At 62.3% G+C, this 17,100-nt stretch carries 15 protein-coding genes; 5 read left to right on the forward strand and 10 right to left on the reverse strand.

Features of this window, described 5'->3' with window-relative positions:
• Positions 1-3 precede the first annotated feature (3 nt).
• The 3 genes from IFT66_RS12180 to IFT66_RS12190 form a co-directional block, all read right to left on the reverse strand.
• Positions 4-885 (reverse strand): carbohydrate ABC transporter permease, encoded by an 882-nt coding sequence (locus tag IFT66_RS12180; RefSeq protein ID WP_062461481.1) that lies wholly within the window; start codon positions 883-885, stop codon positions 4-6.
• Positions 882-1,808 carry a carbohydrate ABC transporter permease gene (locus IFT66_RS12185; protein ID WP_082471979.1) on the reverse strand — a complete coding sequence of 309 codons (927 nt, stop codon included), beginning with the start codon at positions 1,806-1,808 and terminating at the stop codon, positions 882-884. The genes IFT66_RS12180 and IFT66_RS12185 overlap by 4 nt, the downstream gene beginning before the upstream one ends.
• A 163-nt stretch (positions 1,809-1,971) precedes the next feature.
• A complete protein-coding gene (locus IFT66_RS12190) occupies positions 1,972-3,228 on the reverse strand; it encodes an ABC transporter substrate-binding protein (protein ID WP_062581941.1) in 1,257 nt (418 codons plus the stop codon).
• Positions 3,229-3,476: 248 nt separating this feature from the next.
• Here IFT66_RS12190 and IFT66_RS12195 point away from each other — a divergent pair, with 248 nt between their 5' ends.
• On the forward strand, positions 3,477-4,565 hold the full coding sequence (locus IFT66_RS12195; protein ID WP_113111850.1) for a LacI family transcriptional regulator: 1,089 nt from the start codon (positions 3,477-3,479) through the stop codon (positions 4,563-4,565).
• Between the two features lie 285 nt (positions 4,566-4,850).
• Here IFT66_RS12195 and IFT66_RS12200 read toward each other — a convergent pair whose 3' ends face one another.
• The 5 genes from IFT66_RS12200 to IFT66_RS12220 all read right to left on the reverse strand — a co-directional run bounded on the left by IFT66_RS12200 (position 4,851) and on the right by IFT66_RS12220 (position 11,530).
• Complete coding sequence (locus tag IFT66_RS12200; RefSeq protein ID WP_062581938.1) at positions 4,851-6,356, reverse strand: tripartite tricarboxylate transporter permease; 1,506 nt, start codon at positions 6,354-6,356, stop codon at positions 4,851-4,853.
• Between the two features lie 12 nt (positions 6,357-6,368).
• Entirely contained in the window at positions 6,369-6,830 is a 462-nt protein-coding gene (locus IFT66_RS12205) for a tripartite tricarboxylate transporter TctB family protein (protein ID WP_062461489.1), read from the reverse strand.
• Positions 6,831-7,088: 258 nt separating this feature from the next.
• On the reverse strand, positions 7,089-8,072 hold the full coding sequence (locus IFT66_RS12210; RefSeq protein WP_062461492.1) for a tripartite tricarboxylate transporter substrate-binding protein: 984 nt from the start codon (positions 8,070-8,072) through the stop codon (positions 7,089-7,091).
• A gap of 231 nt (positions 8,073-8,303) precedes the next feature.
• Positions 8,304-9,692 carry a sigma 54-interacting transcriptional regulator gene (locus tag IFT66_RS12215; protein WP_174197044.1) on the reverse strand — a complete coding sequence of 463 codons (1,389 nt, stop codon included), beginning with the start codon at positions 9,690-9,692 and terminating at the stop codon, positions 8,304-8,306.
• Positions 9,689-11,530: a sensor histidine kinase gene (locus IFT66_RS12220; RefSeq protein WP_446737883.1), complete on the reverse strand. Its 1,842-nt coding sequence runs from the start codon at positions 11,528-11,530 to the stop codon at positions 9,689-9,691. Before IFT66_RS12220 ends, IFT66_RS12215 begins: the two co-directional genes overlap by 4 nt.
• Before the next feature lie 129 nt (positions 11,531-11,659).
• Between IFT66_RS12220 and IFT66_RS12225 the strand changes: the two genes are divergently transcribed.
• From IFT66_RS12225 to IFT66_RS12235, 3 genes are all read left to right on the forward strand, one after another.
• Positions 11,660-12,136 (forward strand): DUF4126 family protein, encoded by a 477-nt coding sequence (locus IFT66_RS12225; protein ID WP_062461499.1) that lies wholly within the window; start codon positions 11,660-11,662, stop codon positions 12,134-12,136.
• A 13-nt stretch (positions 12,137-12,149) separates the two neighbouring features.
• Entirely contained in the window at positions 12,150-13,529 is a 1,380-nt protein-coding gene (locus IFT66_RS12230; protein WP_342344775.1) for an FAD-containing oxidoreductase, read from the forward strand.
• 210 nt (positions 13,530-13,739) lie between these two features.
• Positions 13,740-13,961, forward strand: a complete 222-nt coding sequence (locus IFT66_RS12235; protein WP_062461504.1) for a hypothetical protein — start codon at positions 13,740-13,742, stop codon at positions 13,959-13,961.
• A gap of 14 nt (positions 13,962-13,975) precedes the next feature.
• On the opposite strand, the gene IFT66_RS12240 is transcribed toward IFT66_RS12235, so the two are convergent.
• Positions 13,976-14,482, reverse strand: coding sequence for a ferritin-like domain-containing protein (locus tag IFT66_RS12240; RefSeq protein ID WP_062461507.1), 507 nt, complete (start codon positions 14,480-14,482; stop codon positions 13,976-13,978).
• A 153-nt stretch (positions 14,483-14,635) separates the two neighbouring features.
• Between IFT66_RS12240 and IFT66_RS12245 the strand changes: the two genes are divergently transcribed.
• Complete coding sequence (locus IFT66_RS12245; RefSeq protein WP_062583051.1) at positions 14,636-16,174, forward strand: phospholipase D-like domain-containing protein; 1,539 nt, start codon at positions 14,636-14,638, stop codon at positions 16,172-16,174.
• Here IFT66_RS12245 and IFT66_RS12250 read toward each other — a convergent pair.
• On the reverse strand, positions 16,145-17,095 hold the full coding sequence (locus IFT66_RS12250; protein ID WP_192077738.1) for a lysylphosphatidylglycerol synthase domain-containing protein: 951 nt from the start codon (positions 17,093-17,095) through the stop codon (positions 16,145-16,147). The two genes, IFT66_RS12245 and IFT66_RS12250, sit on opposite strands and share 30 nt — an antisense overlap.
• Positions 17,096-17,100 lie beyond the last annotated feature (5 nt).

The following is a 17,100-nucleotide window of genomic DNA, read 5'->3' on the forward strand; positions in this document are numbered from 1 at the left end:
GGATCAACCCTTGACTGCGCCGGCCATCAGGCCACGCACGAAATAACGTCCGGCGACGACATAGACGAACAGCGTCGGCAATGCCGCGAACACGGCGGCGGCCATGTCGACATTGTATTCCTTCACGCCGGTGGAAGACGAAACGAGGTTGTTGAGCGCCACCGTCATCGGCGATGCCTCGCCCGACGAGAACGAGACGCCGAACAGGAAGTCGTTCCAGATATTGGTGAACTGGTAGATGACCGTGACGACGATGATCGGGCCGGAGCTTGGCAGAAGAATGCGCCAGAAGATCTTGAAGAAGCCGGCGCCATCCATCATCGCAGCCTTGACCAGCTCGTCCGGAAACGCCTCGTAATAGTTGCGGAAGAACAGCGTGGTGAAGCCGAGGCCGTAGACCACATGGACGAAGACGAGGCCGGCGGTGGAGTTCGACATGCCCATCGCACCCAGCAGACGCGCCATCGGGATCAACACCGCCTGGAACGGGATGAAGCAGGCAAACAGCATCATCCCGAACACCAGCTTGTGGCCGGGAAAGCGCCACTTGGTCAGAACATAGCCGTTGAGCGCCCCGAGCAGCGTCGAGATGGCCACAGCCGGAACCACCATCTTCAGCGAGTTCCAGAAATAGCCCTTGATGCCGACGCAGGAGACGCCGATGCAGGCCTCGCCCCATGCCTTGACCCATGCGGCGATCGACGGATCTGACGGCAGCGCCAGCATGTCGCCGCCGCGGATTTCATCAAGAGACTTCAGCGACGTGGTGAGCATCACATAGAGCGGCAGCAGATAGACGGCGGCAAGGATGATCAGTGCGCCATAGATGAAATAGCGGACGGTGCGGACCGAGCCGGCGCTGACATTTTCAGGGATCGCGCTCAATGGTTCTTCTCCCGAAGCTCGGAATAGAGATAGGGGACGATGATCGCGGTAATGCCCATCAGCATCATCACGGCGCTGGCCGAGCCCACATTCATCTGGTTGCGGGTAAACGTGTAGGAATACATGAAGGTCGACGGCAGTTCGGTGGCATTGCCCGGCCCGCCGCCCGTGAGCGCGATGACAAGGTCATAGGACTTGATCGCCATATGCGCGAGCACGATGAAGGCCGACAGGAAGACCGGGCGCAGCATGGGAATGATGATGCGGCGATAGATCGAGACCGTTGATGCGCCATCAATCTGGGCCGCCTTGACGATCTCGCCGTCGATGCCGCGCAGGCCCGCCAGAAACATCGCCATGATAAAGCCCGAGGCCTGCCAGACGCCGGCAATGACGACGGTGTAGATCGCCATCTTTGGGTTGACCAGCCAGTCGAACTTGAAGCTTTCCCAGCCGAGATTGTGCATCGTGTTCTCAAGCCCGAGGCCCGGGTTGAGGAACCACTTCCAGGCCGTGCCTGTCACAACGAAGGACAGCGCCATCGGATAAAGAAAGATCGGCCGAAGCACGCCCTCGGCGCGGATGCGCTGATCCATCAGGATGGCGATGAAAAGCCCGATCGCGGTGCAAAGCACGATGTAGAGAACGCCGAAAATGGCGAGGTTCTGCATCGCCACATACCAGTTGGGCTGCGACCAGAGCCGGTAATAGGCATCGAACCCGCCCCATTTGTAGATCGGCATCATCTTCGACGTGGTGAACGACAGATAGACTGTCCACAGAATGAAGCCGTAGACGAACACCAGAATGATGGCAAAGGACGGCGCCAGAACGAGCTTCGGCAAGCCATTGCGCAAGCCATCGGCCATGGACCGCCGCGGCCTGGTCGGCGTCACCATCGGAGCCGGTTCGATTGTCGTCATGGGGGATCTCCGGCGGAACAAGAAACGGCGACAGCCAACCTCCCCCTTGAGGGGGGAGGTCGCCGCGAAGCGGCGGGTGGGGGTGACGCTTCAGATCTGCAAGGATCACCCCACCCCGGACCTCTGGTCCGACCCTCCCCCTCAAGGGGAGGGTAAAGTCACATTACTTCGCGGCAGCAACCGCTTCCGGCAGACGCTTCAGCGCGGCATCCGTGGTCAGCTGGCCATTCAGATGCTGGGTGATGACGTCAAGCATGGCTTCCTTGACAGCGGCCGGCTGCGCATAACCATGAGCAAGCGAGCCCATCAGCGTGCCCTTGGACGAGGCTTCCGCCAGATCCTTCATGCCCTTCTTGGCGCAATCGTCGAACTTTTCGTCCGAGACGTCGGTACGGGCAGGCACGGAACCCTTGACCGTGTTGAAGGCGATCTGGAACGCGGGATCTTCGACGGCGGATGCCATCTTCATCTGTGCGTCCTTCTGCTCTTCACCCACGTCGAACATCATGAACTGGTCAGCGTTGAACAGGACGGAGCCCTGTGTGCCGGGGAAGCGCATGCAGACAAAATCGGTGCCGGGGGTCTTCTTGGCGCGCAGCCATTCGCCCTTCGACCAGTCGCCCATTTCCTGAGCGCCGGCCTTGCCTTCGATGACGAGCGCGGTGGAGAGGTTCCATTCGCGGCCGGAGAAGTTGGGATCGAAATAGGTGCGAAGCTTCGACATATCGTCGAACACCTTCTTCATCGTATCACCCGACAGCGCCGTCGGATCGGCGTCGAGCACGGCCTTCTTGTAGAAATCAGGACCGCCGACGGAGAGAACCACGGCTTCCCAGAGGGTGCCGTCCTGCCACGGAACGCCGCCATGGGCGAGCGCGGTGATGCCCTGCGCCTTGAAGGCGTCGAGCATGGTGAACAGCTCGTCCATATTCGTCGGCTGCTTGCCGCCGGCCTTGTCGAAGGCAGCCTTGTTCAGCCACAGCCAGTTGGTGGAGTGAATGTTGACGGGGGCAGCAACCCAGTGGCCATCATACTTGGAAAACGCCTGCAGCGCTTCCGGAATGACCTTGTCCCAGCCTTCCTTGGCGGCGAGATCGTCAAGATTGGCGGCGACGCCCATCTCGGACCAGTCGCGCAGGTCGAAACCGAGCAGCTGGACGGCGGTCGGCGGATCGCCGGCGGTCACACGGGCGCGCAGCGCCGTCATCGCGGCAGAACCGGCACCACCGGCAACCGGCATGTCTTTCCAGCCGATACCCTGCTTGGCCAGGTTTTCCTTAAGCACGTTGAGCGCCGCGGCTTCGCCGCCGGACGTCCACCAGTGCAGAACTTCAACCTGTTCGGCTGCCTTTGCGGCGCCAGCGGTCAGCGCAATCATAGCCGCACCGGCGGCCAGTTTGCCGATCAAACGAATAGTCATTGAAATATCTCCCTCAAAGCCGGGCTCCTCTCCGGACATCGATTTATAACGATATAACTGATGTAAGTGTCAACCCCGTAGGGGACAGAATTTCAGTGATGTCAAAGATCCGGCATCACCCTGTTATCAAACGATAAAAGCGATCTTTCCCGTTTGCGACGGTGAAGAGTTGATTTGCACTTGCCGAATTTGCGGCGTTTTGCAACGATACAAACAGGGCGCCTGGAGGGGCGCTGGAGGAGACAGGAATGCCGCTTGACGACCGGGATGACCGGGGTGAGGACATCGACCCGGATACGCTGCAGCAGGGACGCCCGGCGCGGCCGCACGCGAACCGCTTGCCCCGCGATACAGCCCAGAAGAAACCGACGCTGAAGACCGTCGCCGAACTGACCGAGCTTGCGGTCACGACCGTATCGAGGGCGCTCTCCGACGATCCCCAGATTGCGCTCGAAACCCGCATCCGCGTGCGCCAAGCGGCCGAAGATGTCGGCTATCTGCCGGATCGCGCGGCGCAGCGGTTGCGCACCGGACGCACCAACGTGATCAGCCTCGTCCTTGATCCGCACGAGGAAATCCTCGGCTATGGCACCTCGATGATCCGCGGCATGAGTGCGGCACTGCGCGGCACCAGGTACCACTTGGTCATCACGCCGCATTTTTCAGACACGCCGCAGATCGATCCGGTCAAGCATATCGTCCGCAACCGGATGGCCGACGGCATCCTGTTCAGCCGCACCGAAGCCGCCGACGAGCGCGTGAAATTCCTGATGGAACAGGGCTTTCCCTTCGTGTGCCACGGCCGCACCGAGCTTGCGACGCCGCATCCTTACGTGGATTACGACAATTACGCCTTTAGCTATCGTGCCGCGAAAAGCCTGATCAATGCTGGCTGTCGGCGGCTGTTCATCATCCTGCCGCCCGCCCAGTTCACCTTCGCCCATCACATGCGCCACGGCTTCATGACGGCGGTGCGCGAGGAAGGCGTCGCCTTCGAGATTTCCGACCGTGTCTCGCTCGACAGCAAGTCCGACGCGATCCGCGACCATGTGGCGGAACGACTGGCGGCCGACGACGCGCCCGACGGCTTCATCTGCGGCGGCGAAGTCTCCGCCATGGCCGTGATGTCGGCGGCCTACGACACCGGCCGCATCATCGGCCAAGATGTGCGCCTGGTCGCCAAACAGACGTCCGGCCTGTTCGACCAGGTCCGCCCCCGCATCGAAACGATCTACGAGGACCTCGCGGAGGCGGGTCGTCTTATGGCCGCGCTGCTTCTGAAGCAGATGGGTGGAGAGGTGCCGGTCGAGGAACTGCAGGCGCTGCAGACGGTGTAATGAAGGGGACTTCGGCAGCCCCAACCTCCCCTCATTTTTGTGCTCGCCACAGGAACCCAGCCGACGCGTCCGCAACCCCCGCCCCCCTCATTCCTGTGCTTGTCACAGGAATCCAGTAGCGCCGCGTCTGCGGCGCTGAAGGGTCTTTTCACGCGAATGACTTCGCGTGGCTGGATCCCTGTGACAGGCACAGGGATGAGGAGGAGAGGAAACGCTTCCCCTCCTCCCCCAAGATCTACCGGCAACTCATACTCGTCCGCGACGGCCTGTAAGAGCCGCCACCCCTCAATCCTCTTCGACAAACACCTCTTCGCGCTTCTTGCGGACGCTTGGCAGGAAGACGACGATGAGCACGATGGCGGCAAGCGCGAGCAGGCCGGCGCTGATGGGGCGGGTGATGAAGGTGGTGGCGTCGCCGCGCGAGAGGATCATTGCGCGACGCAGGTTTTCTTCCAGGAGCGGGCCAAGAACGAAACCGAGCAGAAGCGGTGCCGGCTCGCAGCGCAGCTTCAAAAGCACGTACCCGAGCAGACCGAAGAAGGCGACGGCATAGAGATCGAAGACGTTGGAATTGACGCTGTAGACCCCGATGGCGCAGAACGCCATGATGATCGGGAAGAGCACGTAATAGGGGATCGTCAGAAGCTTTACCCACAACCCGATCAGCGGCAGGTTGAGGATCACAAGCATCAGGTTGCCGATCCACATGGACGCGATGATGCCCCAGAACAGCGCCGGCTGTTCGACGGCAACGTTCGGACCTGGAACGATGCCCTGGATGATCATCGCGCCGACCATCAGCGCCATGACCGGGTTGGCCGGAATGCCGAGCGTCAGGAGCGGGATGAACGAGGTCTGTGCACCCGCATTGTTGGCCGATTCCGGCCCGGCAACGCCGGCGACCGCGCCGTGGCCGAATTCTTCCGGATGTTTCGATACCTTCTTCTCGACCGTATAGGACGCAAATGCCGCAAGGATCGCGCCGCCGCCCGGCAGGATGCCGAGGATGGAGCCGATCGCCGTGCCGCGCAGAACGGGGCCGACCATCGCCTTGAAGTCCTCGCGCGACGGCATCAGGTTGGATACCTTCGCCATCAGCACGGTGCGGGTCTTTTCGCTTTCGAGATTGCGCAGGATTTCAGCGATACCGAAGACGCCGACCGCGACCGCGACGAAGTTCAGACCGTCGGCATATTCCCGTATTCCGAGCGTGAAGCGCGGCGTGCCGGTGTAGATATCGGTGCCGACGAGGCCAAGCAGCAGGCCAAGGCAGACCATGGCAAGCGCCTTGATGATCGACCCGTGAGCAAGCGCGATCGACGAGACGAGACCGACGACCATCAGCGAGAAATATTCCGCCGCACCGAACTGCAGGGCGATCGAGGTCAGCGGCGGCGCGAAGATCGCCACAAGAAAGGTGGAAACCGTGCCGGCAAAGAACGATCCGATGGCAGCGATGGCCAGCGCCGGTCCCGCCTTGCCCTTGCGCGCCATCTGGTAACCGTCGATGGCGGTGACCGCCGACGAGGATTCGCCCGGCATATTGATGAGGATGGCCGTGGTGGAGCCGCCATACTGCGCGCCGTAGTAGATGCCGGCCAGCATGATCAGCGACGACACGGGTTCGAGCTGGAAGGTGATCGGCAACAGCATGGCGATCGTCGCGGTTGCGCCGATGCCGGGCAGGACGCCGATCAGCGTGCCAAGCAGCACCCCGATGAGGCAGAAGAACAGGTTCTCGATCGACGTGGCGGTGGAGAAACCGAGGGCGAGATTATTGAATAATTCCATGAACCGAGCCCCTTACATGCCCAGCCACGGCCCGAACCGCCGGAACGGCAGACCAAGACCATAGCTGAAGACGAGAACCGAAAAGACCGTGAGCAGAGCCGCCAGGATGACGGCCATCAACGGCTTCATCTTGTGCGAGGCGAATGCCGCGATCAGCGCCGTAAAGAAGATCGCCGGCACGAAGCCTAAACCGCGCACGGTGAGACCAAAGAAGATCGGTGCCGGCAGGATGAAGGCCATTCCGCGCCAGGCAAGCGCACCCACCGGTTCGCCGTGAACGCGAATGGCCTGGAAGACGATCACGCCGCCCAAGAGCACGAGAACGCAGGCGAGGATGAACGGAAAATAGCCCGGCCCCATGCGAAGCGCCGTGCCGAGTTCCAGTTCGATCGATTGATAGGCAAAGAACAGGCCGGTCAGCATGAGCGCCAGCCCGCAGACCAGATTGGTCCTGTCGATATTGAGTGAATTCATGATGGCTCCGAAATATTGGAAGAGCTCTGCGGATCTGCGCCGCGGGTCGGCATGGTCGCTAGCAGGAGTGTCGCTTGCCGGTGGGGTCCTTGCAGACGTTCGCGCCGATCAGCGGTCGATCTGAGCGATCAGCTTGCCGGCAATTTCTCCCCCGCGGGGGAGAAGGACGAAAGGTTGCGGGCTCCAAGGCCGATCGAGCAGAACCCCTCACCCTGCCCAGAGAGGGGCCAGGGTGAGGGGCAGTGCCGTGACGAGAGATCAGTCGGCGTACTGGCCGGCTGCCTCGATGACCGGCTTCCAGCGGGCGATTTCGCTTTCCAGCTTGGTCTTCAGCGCCTCAGGCGTGGCGTCGGCTTCCGGCGAAGGCTTGGTGCCGAGTTCGCCGAAACGGGCAACGACGTTCGGGTCTTTGAGTGCCACCTTGAGTGCCGCCGACAGCTTGTCGTTGGCTTCCTTCGGCGTGCCCTTCGGCGTGTAGATGCCGTGCCAGATGCCCACTTCCATCTGCGGATAACCGGCTTCCTTGACGGTCGGCAGGTCCTTCAGGATGTCGAGGCGGTCAGCGGAGGTGACGGCGTAGGCCTTTACCGTGCCGCCCTGGATCTGCTTTGTCGTATTGGTGGTCTGGTCGCACATGATATCGACCTGTCCGCCGAGGAGATCGGTCATGGCCGGGCCGGTGCCCTTGTAGGGAACGGTCACGAGCGGCGTTTCGATCGAGCTCATGAACAGCATACCGCAGAGATGCGACGCAGCGCCGATGCCGGCATTGGCGACCGTCACCTTGTCCTTGTTCGCCTTGGCGTATTCGATCAGTCCCTTGAAATCGGTCGCTTCCATGTCCTTGCGGGCGAGAAGCGTCATCGGCACTTCCGTGACGAGGCCGACATATTCGAACGCGTTCAGCGTGTCATAGGCGAGCTTGCGATAAAGCGTGGCGCTGGTCGCCATGCCGATATGGTGCAAAAGCACGGTGTATCCGTCCGCTTCCGCATTGGCGACGCGTCCGGCACCGAGCGAGCCGCCGGCGCCGCCGACATTTTCGACGACGATCTGCTGGCCGAGATCCCGCGACATGGATTCGGCGACGAGACGTGCAACCGTATCGGTCGGGCCGCCGGCCGCAAACGGTACGATCATCGTGATCTGGCGTTCCGGATAGCTCTGCGCATTGGCAGAAGCCGAAAACAGCGACATTGCGGCCAGAGCCGTTGCGCCGATCATGGCGTTGACGATTTTCATGAATTGTCCTCCCGAGCGTGAAAATCAGCATGCAAACTGGTGTGCTGGCGATAGTCCTCCCTCGCCAGCCTCGGTGCCATTTGCAGTGGTGATTTCACTGGCCGCAATCAGGCGGGACGCAGCGTTGCTAAGTTTATCGCTGGCGTGCAATGCAGCATGGGTGGATTAGGGAACAATCACATCAAAGCCTGGGTGGAAATCCACCCAGTGCGGGGTTTGGGATATGTTCCGTCACCCGTTCAGATCGTCCTGCAGCATCTGGTCGGCCGAGATCAGGCGCTTGTCGAGCCCGTGTTTCTGCATCTTTTCGTAGAGCGTCTTGCGCGAAATGCCGAGCGATTCGTAGACAGGACGCAGGGCACCGCCATGCGCGGCAATTTCTCCGGCGATCAGGCTGCGCTCGAAGGCTGCCACCTTGTCGGCCAATCGCCCGGCCGGATCGCGAAGCCTGCCGTTGGAATCTGTCGACGGAAGATCGAGACCCAGCACCAGCCGGTCGGCGGCGTTGCGCAACTCGCGGACATTGCCGGGCCAGGCCTGGTCGCCGATCGTCGCGATCACGTCGACGGGAACGTTGAGATCGTCACGGCCGTAGCGGGCGGAGGCTTCGCGAACCAGCTGCAGAAACAGGAGCGCGATATCGGCCCGACGCTCCCGAAGTGACGGCACATGGATGGTTGCGACGTTGAGACGGTAGAGAAGATCGGCCCGGAACCGGCCGGCAGCGACTTCCGCCTCCAGATCCACCTTGCTGGTGGCGATAAAGCGGACGTCGAGGGCCACGGTTTCGTTCGAGCCGAGCCGGGTGATGACACGCTCCTGCAGGACGCGCAGGAATTTCGCCTGCAGGTCGAAGGGCATCGAGCCGATCTCGTCGAGCAGGATCGTACCGCCGCGGCCATGTTCGAACTTGCCGTAGCGCGGCCTGATCGCACCGGGAAAGGCGCCCGCCTCGTGGCCGAACAACTCGCTTTCGATCAGCGTTTCCGGAAGTGCTGCGCAATTGATGGCAATAAACGGCCGGTTGGCGCGCGGGCTGACATCGTGCAGCGCCCGCGCCACAACTTCCTTGCCGGCGCCGGTCTCGCCGATGATCAGCGTATCGGCATCGGTGGCGCCGATCGCGCGGATCCGGTAGCGCAGGTCGACCATCACCTGGGTGCGGCCGGGCATGCGGGTTTCCAGATCGTCGCGCTTGCCGGCCACCGCCTTCAGCCGGCGGTTTTCCATGACCAGCGCGCGGCGATCGAGCGCCCTTCGGATGACGCCGGCCAGATGCTGCGGCGTGAACGGCTTTTCGAGGAAATCATAGGCGCCCTCGCGCATCGCCTTGACCGCCAGCTGCACATCGCCGTGGCCGGTGACGAGAATGATCGGGATTTCCGCATCGAGTTCGCGCACCCGCTGCAGAAGCGTCATGCCGTCTGTTCCGGGCATGCGGATATCGCTGACGATAACGCCCTCGAAGCCGAAACCGGCGAGTTCGAGAACATGATCGGCATTGGAAAAGGTCTGCACCGAGAGCCCGAACAGCTCCAGCGCCTGGGCGGTGGATCGGCGCAGCTCCTCTTCGTCGTCAACCAGCAAAACCCTTTGCGCCGCATCCCTTGCTTCGCTCACTCGGCAGCCTCCATCAGGTTTTCATCGGCAATGTCGAGCTCGATGGTGAACACGGCCCCCCCATCGGGATCATCGGTGACGGAAAGGCTACCACCGAAATCCTTGACGATGTTGTAGGAGATCGACAACCCGAGGCCGAGACCCTTGCCGATGCCCTTGGTGGTAAAGAACGGGTCGAAGATGCGCTCGCGAATCGACGCCGGCACACCCGGCCCGCCATCGCGCACCTGCACCGTGATGGTATCGTGGGTTCTTGATGCCGAAACGGCGATGCGCCGGTCGGGTAGTCCCTCGACGGCATCTGCCGCATTGCCGATGACGTTGACCAGCACCTGCTGCAGACGGATCGAACCGGCCCTGACCTTCGGCAGGTTTGCCGGGATGTCGACGACGAGATCCGCATCGGCCGCCTTCAGCCGCGCCGCGACGATTTCCAGCGTGTCGTCCATCACCTCCTGCAGCGAGACGGCGCCGAGCTTCTCGTTCGGCTTGCGCGCGAAGTTGCGCAGATGCTTGCTGATCGAGGCCATGCGATCGATCAGCGCTGAAATGCGCCGCACGTTGTCGCGTGCCTCTTCCGTGCGGTCGAGATCCATCAGCACGCCGGCTGTCTCTGCATAGGTTTTGGCCGCGGCGAGCGGCTGGTTGAGCTCGTGCGACAGCGCCGCCGACATCTGGCCGAGACCGGCAAGCTTGCCGGCTTGGATGAGATCGGCCTGGGTCTGGCGCAGCCGCTGTTCGGTCGCCCGGCGCTCGGCCACCTCCTCCTCGATCTGGGCGTTGACGCGGGCAAGATCGGCGGTGCGCTCGGCGACCCGGTGTTCGAGCGCATTCTGCGCTTCCGCTTGGAGATGCATGCGCTCGGCAAGCCGCGCCCGGCGCTGCAGGATGACCGCAAGCCCGAGGACGGCGAGACACAAGGACAGAAGCAGGGCAGCGACGGTGGTCTTTGCCTGGGCATGCACGGACCCGGTATCCATCAGCACGCTGACGGTCCAGCCGGCGTCGGGCATCGGTTGCGACACGACGAGATATTCCCGGTCGCCACCGTTGTCGGCAATCGTCATCACCTCGTGGCCGGCGAATTCGCCGCGCCGAACCGGCAGCTCGCGCAGTTTCGCATCCGCATAGCGCCGCGAGGTCTGGGTGCGGGCGATGCGCCCCGGCGACAGCGGCAGGGTCGTGGCATAGAGCCATTCCGGCCGGCTGGTCATGAAGATGATGCCCTCGGGGTCGGCAACGAAGATGCGGTCTTCGGTGCCCTGGTCGGTCCCCTTCCCCCAGCTGTCCTCGACCAGATCGATATCGACCTTGAAGACGATGACGCCACGGATCACTCCGGCGATCTCGATCGGCGACGAGAAGTAGTAGCCGCGTTTGAGCGACGTCGTGCCGAGCGCATAAAAGCGCGACTGGCGGCCCTTAGCAGCCTCCTGGAAATACGGACGGTAGGAAAAGTTCTCGCCGATGAAACTGACGTCGCTGTCATGGTTGCTGGCGGCAATGGTCTGCCCGTCCATCGTCATCAGATAGATGTCGGAGGATTTGAGGAGCGCGTTGGTGTCTTTCAAATAGGCGTTGGTGGCGGCCTGCAGGGTTGTGTTGGACGGATCGAGCACGAAAGCCTCGACATTCTGCTGGTCGGCGATCAGGGCCGGCAGCGCCTCGTAGCGCTTCAGGTGCCCGTCGAGACCGGAAACGGCAAGCCTCAGCGTGGTGTTGGCCTGCGCCTTCGCCTCCTCCATGTAGCCGCTCGCGATCATGCCGGCGCCCTGGACATAGATGCCCAGACCGATCATGACCGCCACGCCCGCCGCTGCAAGAATTGCGTATCTCACCAGATGCCGGGCTCCTCCTCCCAACTCGTCCTCGGTCGTCACCTTAAAATCCGGCACTGGCGAATTCCACTAAAACTTGCGAAGACTTGATTTCACCGGCATCCGTCGGCGGCGGCAAAGGGAATCATCATGAGTTACATGCTTGCACTCGTCATCGGCGCGGTGGCCGGGCTTCGCGCCATGACGGCACCGGCGATCGTCAGCTGGGCGGCCGGTCTCGGCTGGCTCGATCTCTCCGGCACCTGGCTCGCCTTCATGGGCTCCAAATGGGCCGTGCTGATCCTCACGCTGATCGCCATCGTCGAATTCATCACCGACCAGTTGCCATCGACGCCAAGCCGCAAGGTGCCGCAGCAATTCGGTGCACGCATCTTGACCGGCGCGCTATCGGGTGCTGCGATCGGAATGCCCTACGGCTACTGGCTGGCCGGCCTCGTCTCCGGCATTATCGGCGCCGTGATCGGAACGCTGGGTGGCGCCGCAGTGCGGGCAAAGCTTGCCGCCCATTTCGGCAAGGATGCACCGGCAGCCTTTATCGAGGACGGCGTGGCCGTCGTCGCAGCCCTGATTGTCATCCTGCTTTTGCCGGGAACGCCGGCCGCCTAACGGAGATCTGAGCATCATGCAGACATTCGACGCGATCATCATCGGCGCCGGCCAGGCCGGGCCATCGCTTGCCGGACGCTTCAACGACGCGGGCAAGACCGTCGCCATCATCGAGCGCAAGCATGTGGGCGGCACCTGCGTCAACACCGGCTGCAAGCCGACCAAGACGCTGGTGGCGAGCGCCTACGCGGCGCATCTCGCGCGCCGGAGCGCCGATTACGGCATCGGCATCGGCGGCGAAGTCACGATCGACATGCCGGCCGTGATGCGGCGGGCCCTGAAAGTGACGATGGACAGCCGCGGCAGCAACGAGAGCTGGCTGGAAAAGATGCCCCATTGCACGCTGATCCGCGGCCATGCCCGCTTTGAGAGCGCTAACACGATCCGCGTCGGCGACGAGCTGCTGACGGCACCGCAGATCTTTCTCAATGTCGGCGCGCGCGCCACCATTCCCGATTTCGAGGGCGTCAACGACATCCCCTACATGACCAACAGCGACATCGTCGGGCTGGACCGGGTGCCGGACCATCTGGTGATCATCGGCGGCAGCTATATCGGGCTGGAATATGCGCAGATGTATCGCCGCTTTGGCGCCAAGGTGACCGTGGTGGAGCGCGGCGAGCGTATCGTCAGCCGTGAGGACGCGGAGATCTCGCACGCCATCCACGAGATGCTGGAAGCCGAGGGGATCGTTATCAGAACCGGCGCCGACTGCATCCGCTTCAGCAAGACGGACGACGGCATTGCAGTCGGCCTCAGTTGCGACGAAGGCGAGCCTGAAGTCATCGGCTCCGACGTGCTGCTGGCGGTCGGACGCCGTCCCAACACCGACGATCTCGGGCTCGACAAGGCAGGCGTAACGCTCGATGAGCGCGGCTACATTGAGGTGGGCGACGATCTGTCGACCAATGTCGAGGGCATCTGGGCGATGGGCGACTGCAACGGCCGCGGCGCGTTTACCCACACCGCCTACAATGATTTCGAGATCGTTGCGGCCAATCTGTTCGATGGCGAAAGCCGCAAGGTCTCCGACCGTCTGCTCGGGTATGCGCTCTATACCGACCCGCCGCTCGGCCGTGTCGGCATGACCGAACACCAGGCGGTGAAGGCTGGCCACAAGGTTCTCGTCGGCACGCGGCCGATGAGCCAGGTGGGACGCGCCGTGGAAAAGGGCGAGACGATCGGCCTGATGAAGATCGTGGCCGATGCGCAGACGAAAAAGATCCTGGGCGCCGCCCTTCTCGGCACCGGCGGCGACGAGGCGATCCACGGCGTGCTGGACATGATGAATGCCGGAGCGACTTATGATGCCCTGCGCTGGGCCGTGCCCATCCACCCCACCGTTTCGGAACTGTGGCCGACCGTGGTCCAGTCGATGAAGCCGGCAGGCTGACGAAACCATCCGGAATGACGGGGCGTTCACGCGCTGCGGCGCGCTCACTGACAATCCCGTCATTACAGGAATTTAACCTTCTCCCTCCCTTTGCAACGGGGGGGAGTTTGCTTAGACTTCACCCATCGTCGGCACAATCGAAGGCCGCCGGCGACGGGAAGACATCAGAGCGATCTCCCCCAACATCCATTCCACGACGGGAGGCCACAGATGAATACACCTGCATTCAATGCGGCAATGGAACCGCGGGAACTGGATTTCCTGCAGCACGTCTTCGATGCCGCCTGCGCCGAACGCGGCTTGTCTGGCGAAAGCACGGCGGCAAAGAACCTCGCGGCCGAGATCATCGATCTCTACCAGCACGGCGCCTGCGACGAAGGCGCCCTCCAGCATCGGCTGGACCTGTCAGGTCTTCTGAAAAGTCAGGACTGAAGCAGAGGCGTCTCCTACCGCTTCGCCTGGAGATCCCGCTCGTCGCGCATCAGGAATATCCGCGTGATGCTGTCGATATTGTCGTTCAGCCATTCCGCCATGTCTTCTTCCTCGGACAGGATGTGTTCGAAGACGGCGACGGCTTCCGGTTCGTCCAGTTCGTCAGCGGCAGCAATCAGCACCTTGTAGGTAGCGATTTCCGTGTGCTCGAATGCGAAGGCAGTCGTCATCGTCTTGATGACCTCGTCGCTGACCAGCAATCCGCCGACACCTTGGGCCGTCGCGGCAAGCTTGGCGGTCATGTCCTTGAAGGTCGGCGTCGTCACGGCGAACTTCTCCAGCATCTCGGTCAGCGCCGCGACGTGGCCGCGGGTTTCCTCGAGATGCTCCAGAACGCGGTCCTTGAGATCCGGGTAGCTTTCGATCCGGCGTGCCTGCGCTGTCAGAAGCGTGACTGCCTGTTCCTCCATCGCATGGGCATTGCGTAGCCAAGTAATGAAATTGTCACGCGCATGCGTCATGTTCACGTCCTCCTCGTTACGTCTTCCCCCGGGTCGATTTGGTACGCAACGACTGTAAACCCGTCAACGTCCGCGATGTTCCAGCGTCCCTGGAACATCTTGCAGCTTAGCGCGTTGATGGGCCACGCAATTGACGGGGGTCAAAAGGTGGACGTGTCTAATTTTTCTTCAAAAACTTCGCCGAGCCAGACAGGCTCTTCCGCACTTTCGTCCTGGCGCCGGTCGGAGCCATCCGGCCGTGCGATCATTCGACCCGGCCGCAACGTCTGGCGCAGCGCCGAGGCCGAGCGCGTCGGCTTCCTGATCGATGGCGAGGAATACTACCAGCGCCTGGACGACGTGTTGAAGCAGGCCGAACGGTCCGTGATGATCCTCGGCTGGGACTTCAACCCTGGTATCAAGCTGCGTCCGCGCGATCCTGATTGCCCGACGCTTGGTGCTACGCTGCGCCGCATGGTCGAGGAAAAGCCGGAACTGGAAATCCGCATCCTCGTCTGGGGCATGGGTCCGGTCTATTCCGGCAAGAGCCTGAAGATGTTCGGCAAGATGGACTGGAACGACCATCCGCGCATCGAATTGCGCTTCGATTTCGAGCATCCGCTGCGTGCCAGCCATCACCAGAAAATCGTCGTGGTCGACGACAGGACCGCCTTTGTCGGCGGCATCGATCTGACCGCGCGCCGCTGGGACGACCGTGGGCATGCCTGCATCAACCCGGCCCGCACCTCTCCCGACGGCACGACCTATGGTCCCGTTCACGACATGCAGACGATCGTCACCGGCGATATCGCCCGGCTGATCGGCGACGTGACGCGCCGCCGCTGGAAGAAGGTGACGAAGATCGAGCTCGAACCGGTCACGGTTGCGGGCGAAGCCGCCTGGCCGCAGGATCTCGAACCCAATCTCACCAATTGCCGCAGCGGACTTGCGCTGACCGAACCCTGGAAATGGAAGGGTCGCCGCGGTCATCGCGAGGCGATCAAGCTCACCCATGATGCGCTGAAGGCAGCCGAGCGGCACCTCTATATCGAGACGCAGTATCTCGCCTCCTTCGGCGTGGCGCGCACGCTTGCCCGCAAGCTCAAGGCAGCGCAGGGCCCGGAAATCGTCATCATCGTGACGCGCGAATCCCACGGCTTTCTCGAAAAGCTGATGATGGGCAACAACCGCACCCGCCTGATCCGCCGCCTGAAGCGCGCGGATCGCTACGGCCGGCTGCGGATCTACTACGCCACGACCCCGGATGCCGATGGCAACGATCGCGAGATCATCGTCCATTCCAAGCTGATCGTGGTCGACGACCGCTTCGTGCGGGTTGGCTCGTCCAATCTCAACAACCGGTCGGAAGGGCTCGATACGGAATGCGATATCGCGCTCGAGACCGTCGAGGCTGCGTCGCAAAAGGCAATCCTTGATCTGCGCGACGATCTTCTGGCCGAGCATCTCTGCGCCAACAAGGAAGACGTGTCCCGCATCATTCAGCAGACCGGATCGATGCTGGCGGCGATCGACATCCTGAACGTCAACCCACGTTGCCTGCGGCCGTTCGAGGTGGATACGCTGAAGGGCGAGATCACCTCGCTGATCGGCACCGGCATTGTCGATCCGAAACAGCCGTTCTGGCCGATCCCGGAGATCAAGTCCGGGATCAGGAAGCTGTTTTCACGCCTTTCCTTCCGCCGCGCGGCCTGAATAGGCACTTCCCTGACGCCGGTAATAGGCCTCGCTTGCGATCAGCACCGGTACGCCGATCGCGAGCGGCACGAAGAAGTAGAGGACGCGGAAGGCGATCAGTGCCCCGATCGCCGATGTGCCCGGCAACAGGTTCAGCATGACCGCTTCCAGCACGCCGAGACCGCCCGGCACGTGGCTGACCAGCGCGCCGAGATTTGCGGTCACGTAGGCGCTGGCGACCTGCAGGAATCCGACATCGGTAAACGCAAGCAGCAGCTGGCGGATCGCGGAGGCGACACAGAGGAAATTCAGTGTGCCGACGATGATCTGGCCGATCGCGAGCGACAGATCCGGCGGCGTGAAACGCCACGAGCGGACGGGCAACGGCCGGCGCACGAAAGCGCAAAGCAGTAGATAGGCAGCCGGCACGGCCAGACAGGCGAAACCGATGGCGGCCCTCTCTCCCCTGCCAAGGCCGAAGAAGTCGTCCGATCCATTGACATCGAGCAGCATGGCAATGCCGCCCAGTGTGGCAAGCCCCAACCCAACAGTCGCGCCGCAAAACACGATGACCTTGGCAATGTCCTGAGGCTGAAGGCCCCAGCGGGAGTAGAACCGGTAACGGACCGCGCCGCTGCTGAGCGCTGCCATGCCGACATTGTGGCCGATCGACAGGCTTGTGAAGGACGCGAGTGCCGTCTTATGGTAGGCAAGCGGCTTGCCCGCATAGCGCACGCCAAGCGCATCGAACATGCCAAGGCAGGCATAGGAGAGAATGACGAAGCCGAACGCGGCCACCAACCGAATGCCGGCGATGGACAGCACGGACTCCTCGATTTCGTCCCATGTGTAGCGTTGCAGGCTGCGGTAGACGAGGAGTGCGGCAAGGCAGACCGCGGCAACCACAAGACATTTGATGAGGGGCCGCCAGATCTTCATTCCAT

The sequence above is a fragment of the Rhizobium sp. CFBP 13726 genome, assembly GCF_014841925.1.
GTDB classification, from domain to species: Bacteria; Pseudomonadota; Alphaproteobacteria; order Rhizobiales; family Rhizobiaceae; genus Neorhizobium; species Neorhizobium soli.

What these genes read in the sequence shown, in the direction of transcription:
- IFT66_RS12185 (WP_082471979.1), bottom strand. Translation starts at nt 1,808, where the DNA reads ATGACGACAATCGAACCGGCTCCGATGGTGACGCCGACCAGGCCGCGG.
- IFT66_RS12250 (WP_192077738.1), bottom strand. Translation starts at nt 17,095, where the DNA reads ATGAAGATCTGGCGGCCCCTCATCAAATGTCTTGTGGTTGCCGCGGTC.
- IFT66_RS12225 (WP_062461499.1), top strand. Translation starts at nt 11,660, where the DNA reads ATGAGTTACATGCTTGCACTCGTCATCGGCGCGGTGGCCGGGCTTCGC.
- IFT66_RS12210 (WP_062461492.1), bottom strand. Translation starts at nt 8,072, where the DNA reads ATGAAAATCGTCAACGCCATGATCGGCGCAACGGCTCTGGCCGCAATG.
- IFT66_RS12240 (WP_062461507.1), bottom strand. Translation starts at nt 14,482, where the DNA reads ATGACGCATGCGCGTGACAATTTCATTACTTGGCTACGCAATGCCCAT.
- IFT66_RS12195 (WP_113111850.1), top strand. Translation starts at nt 3,477, where the DNA reads ATGCCGCTTGACGACCGGGATGACCGGGGTGAGGACATCGACCCGGAT.
- IFT66_RS12205 (WP_062461489.1), bottom strand. Translation starts at nt 6,830, where the DNA reads ATGAATTCACTCAATATCGACAGGACCAATCTGGTCTGCGGGCTGGCG.
- IFT66_RS12235 (WP_062461504.1), top strand. Translation starts at nt 13,740, where the DNA reads ATGAATACACCTGCATTCAATGCGGCAATGGAACCGCGGGAACTGGAT.
- IFT66_RS12200 (WP_062581938.1), bottom strand. Translation starts at nt 6,356, where the DNA reads ATGGAATTATTCAATAATCTCGCCCTCGGTTTCTCCACCGCCACGTCG.
- IFT66_RS12190 (WP_062581941.1), bottom strand. Translation starts at nt 3,228, where the DNA reads ATGACTATTCGTTTGATCGGCAAACTGGCCGCCGGTGCGGCTATGATT.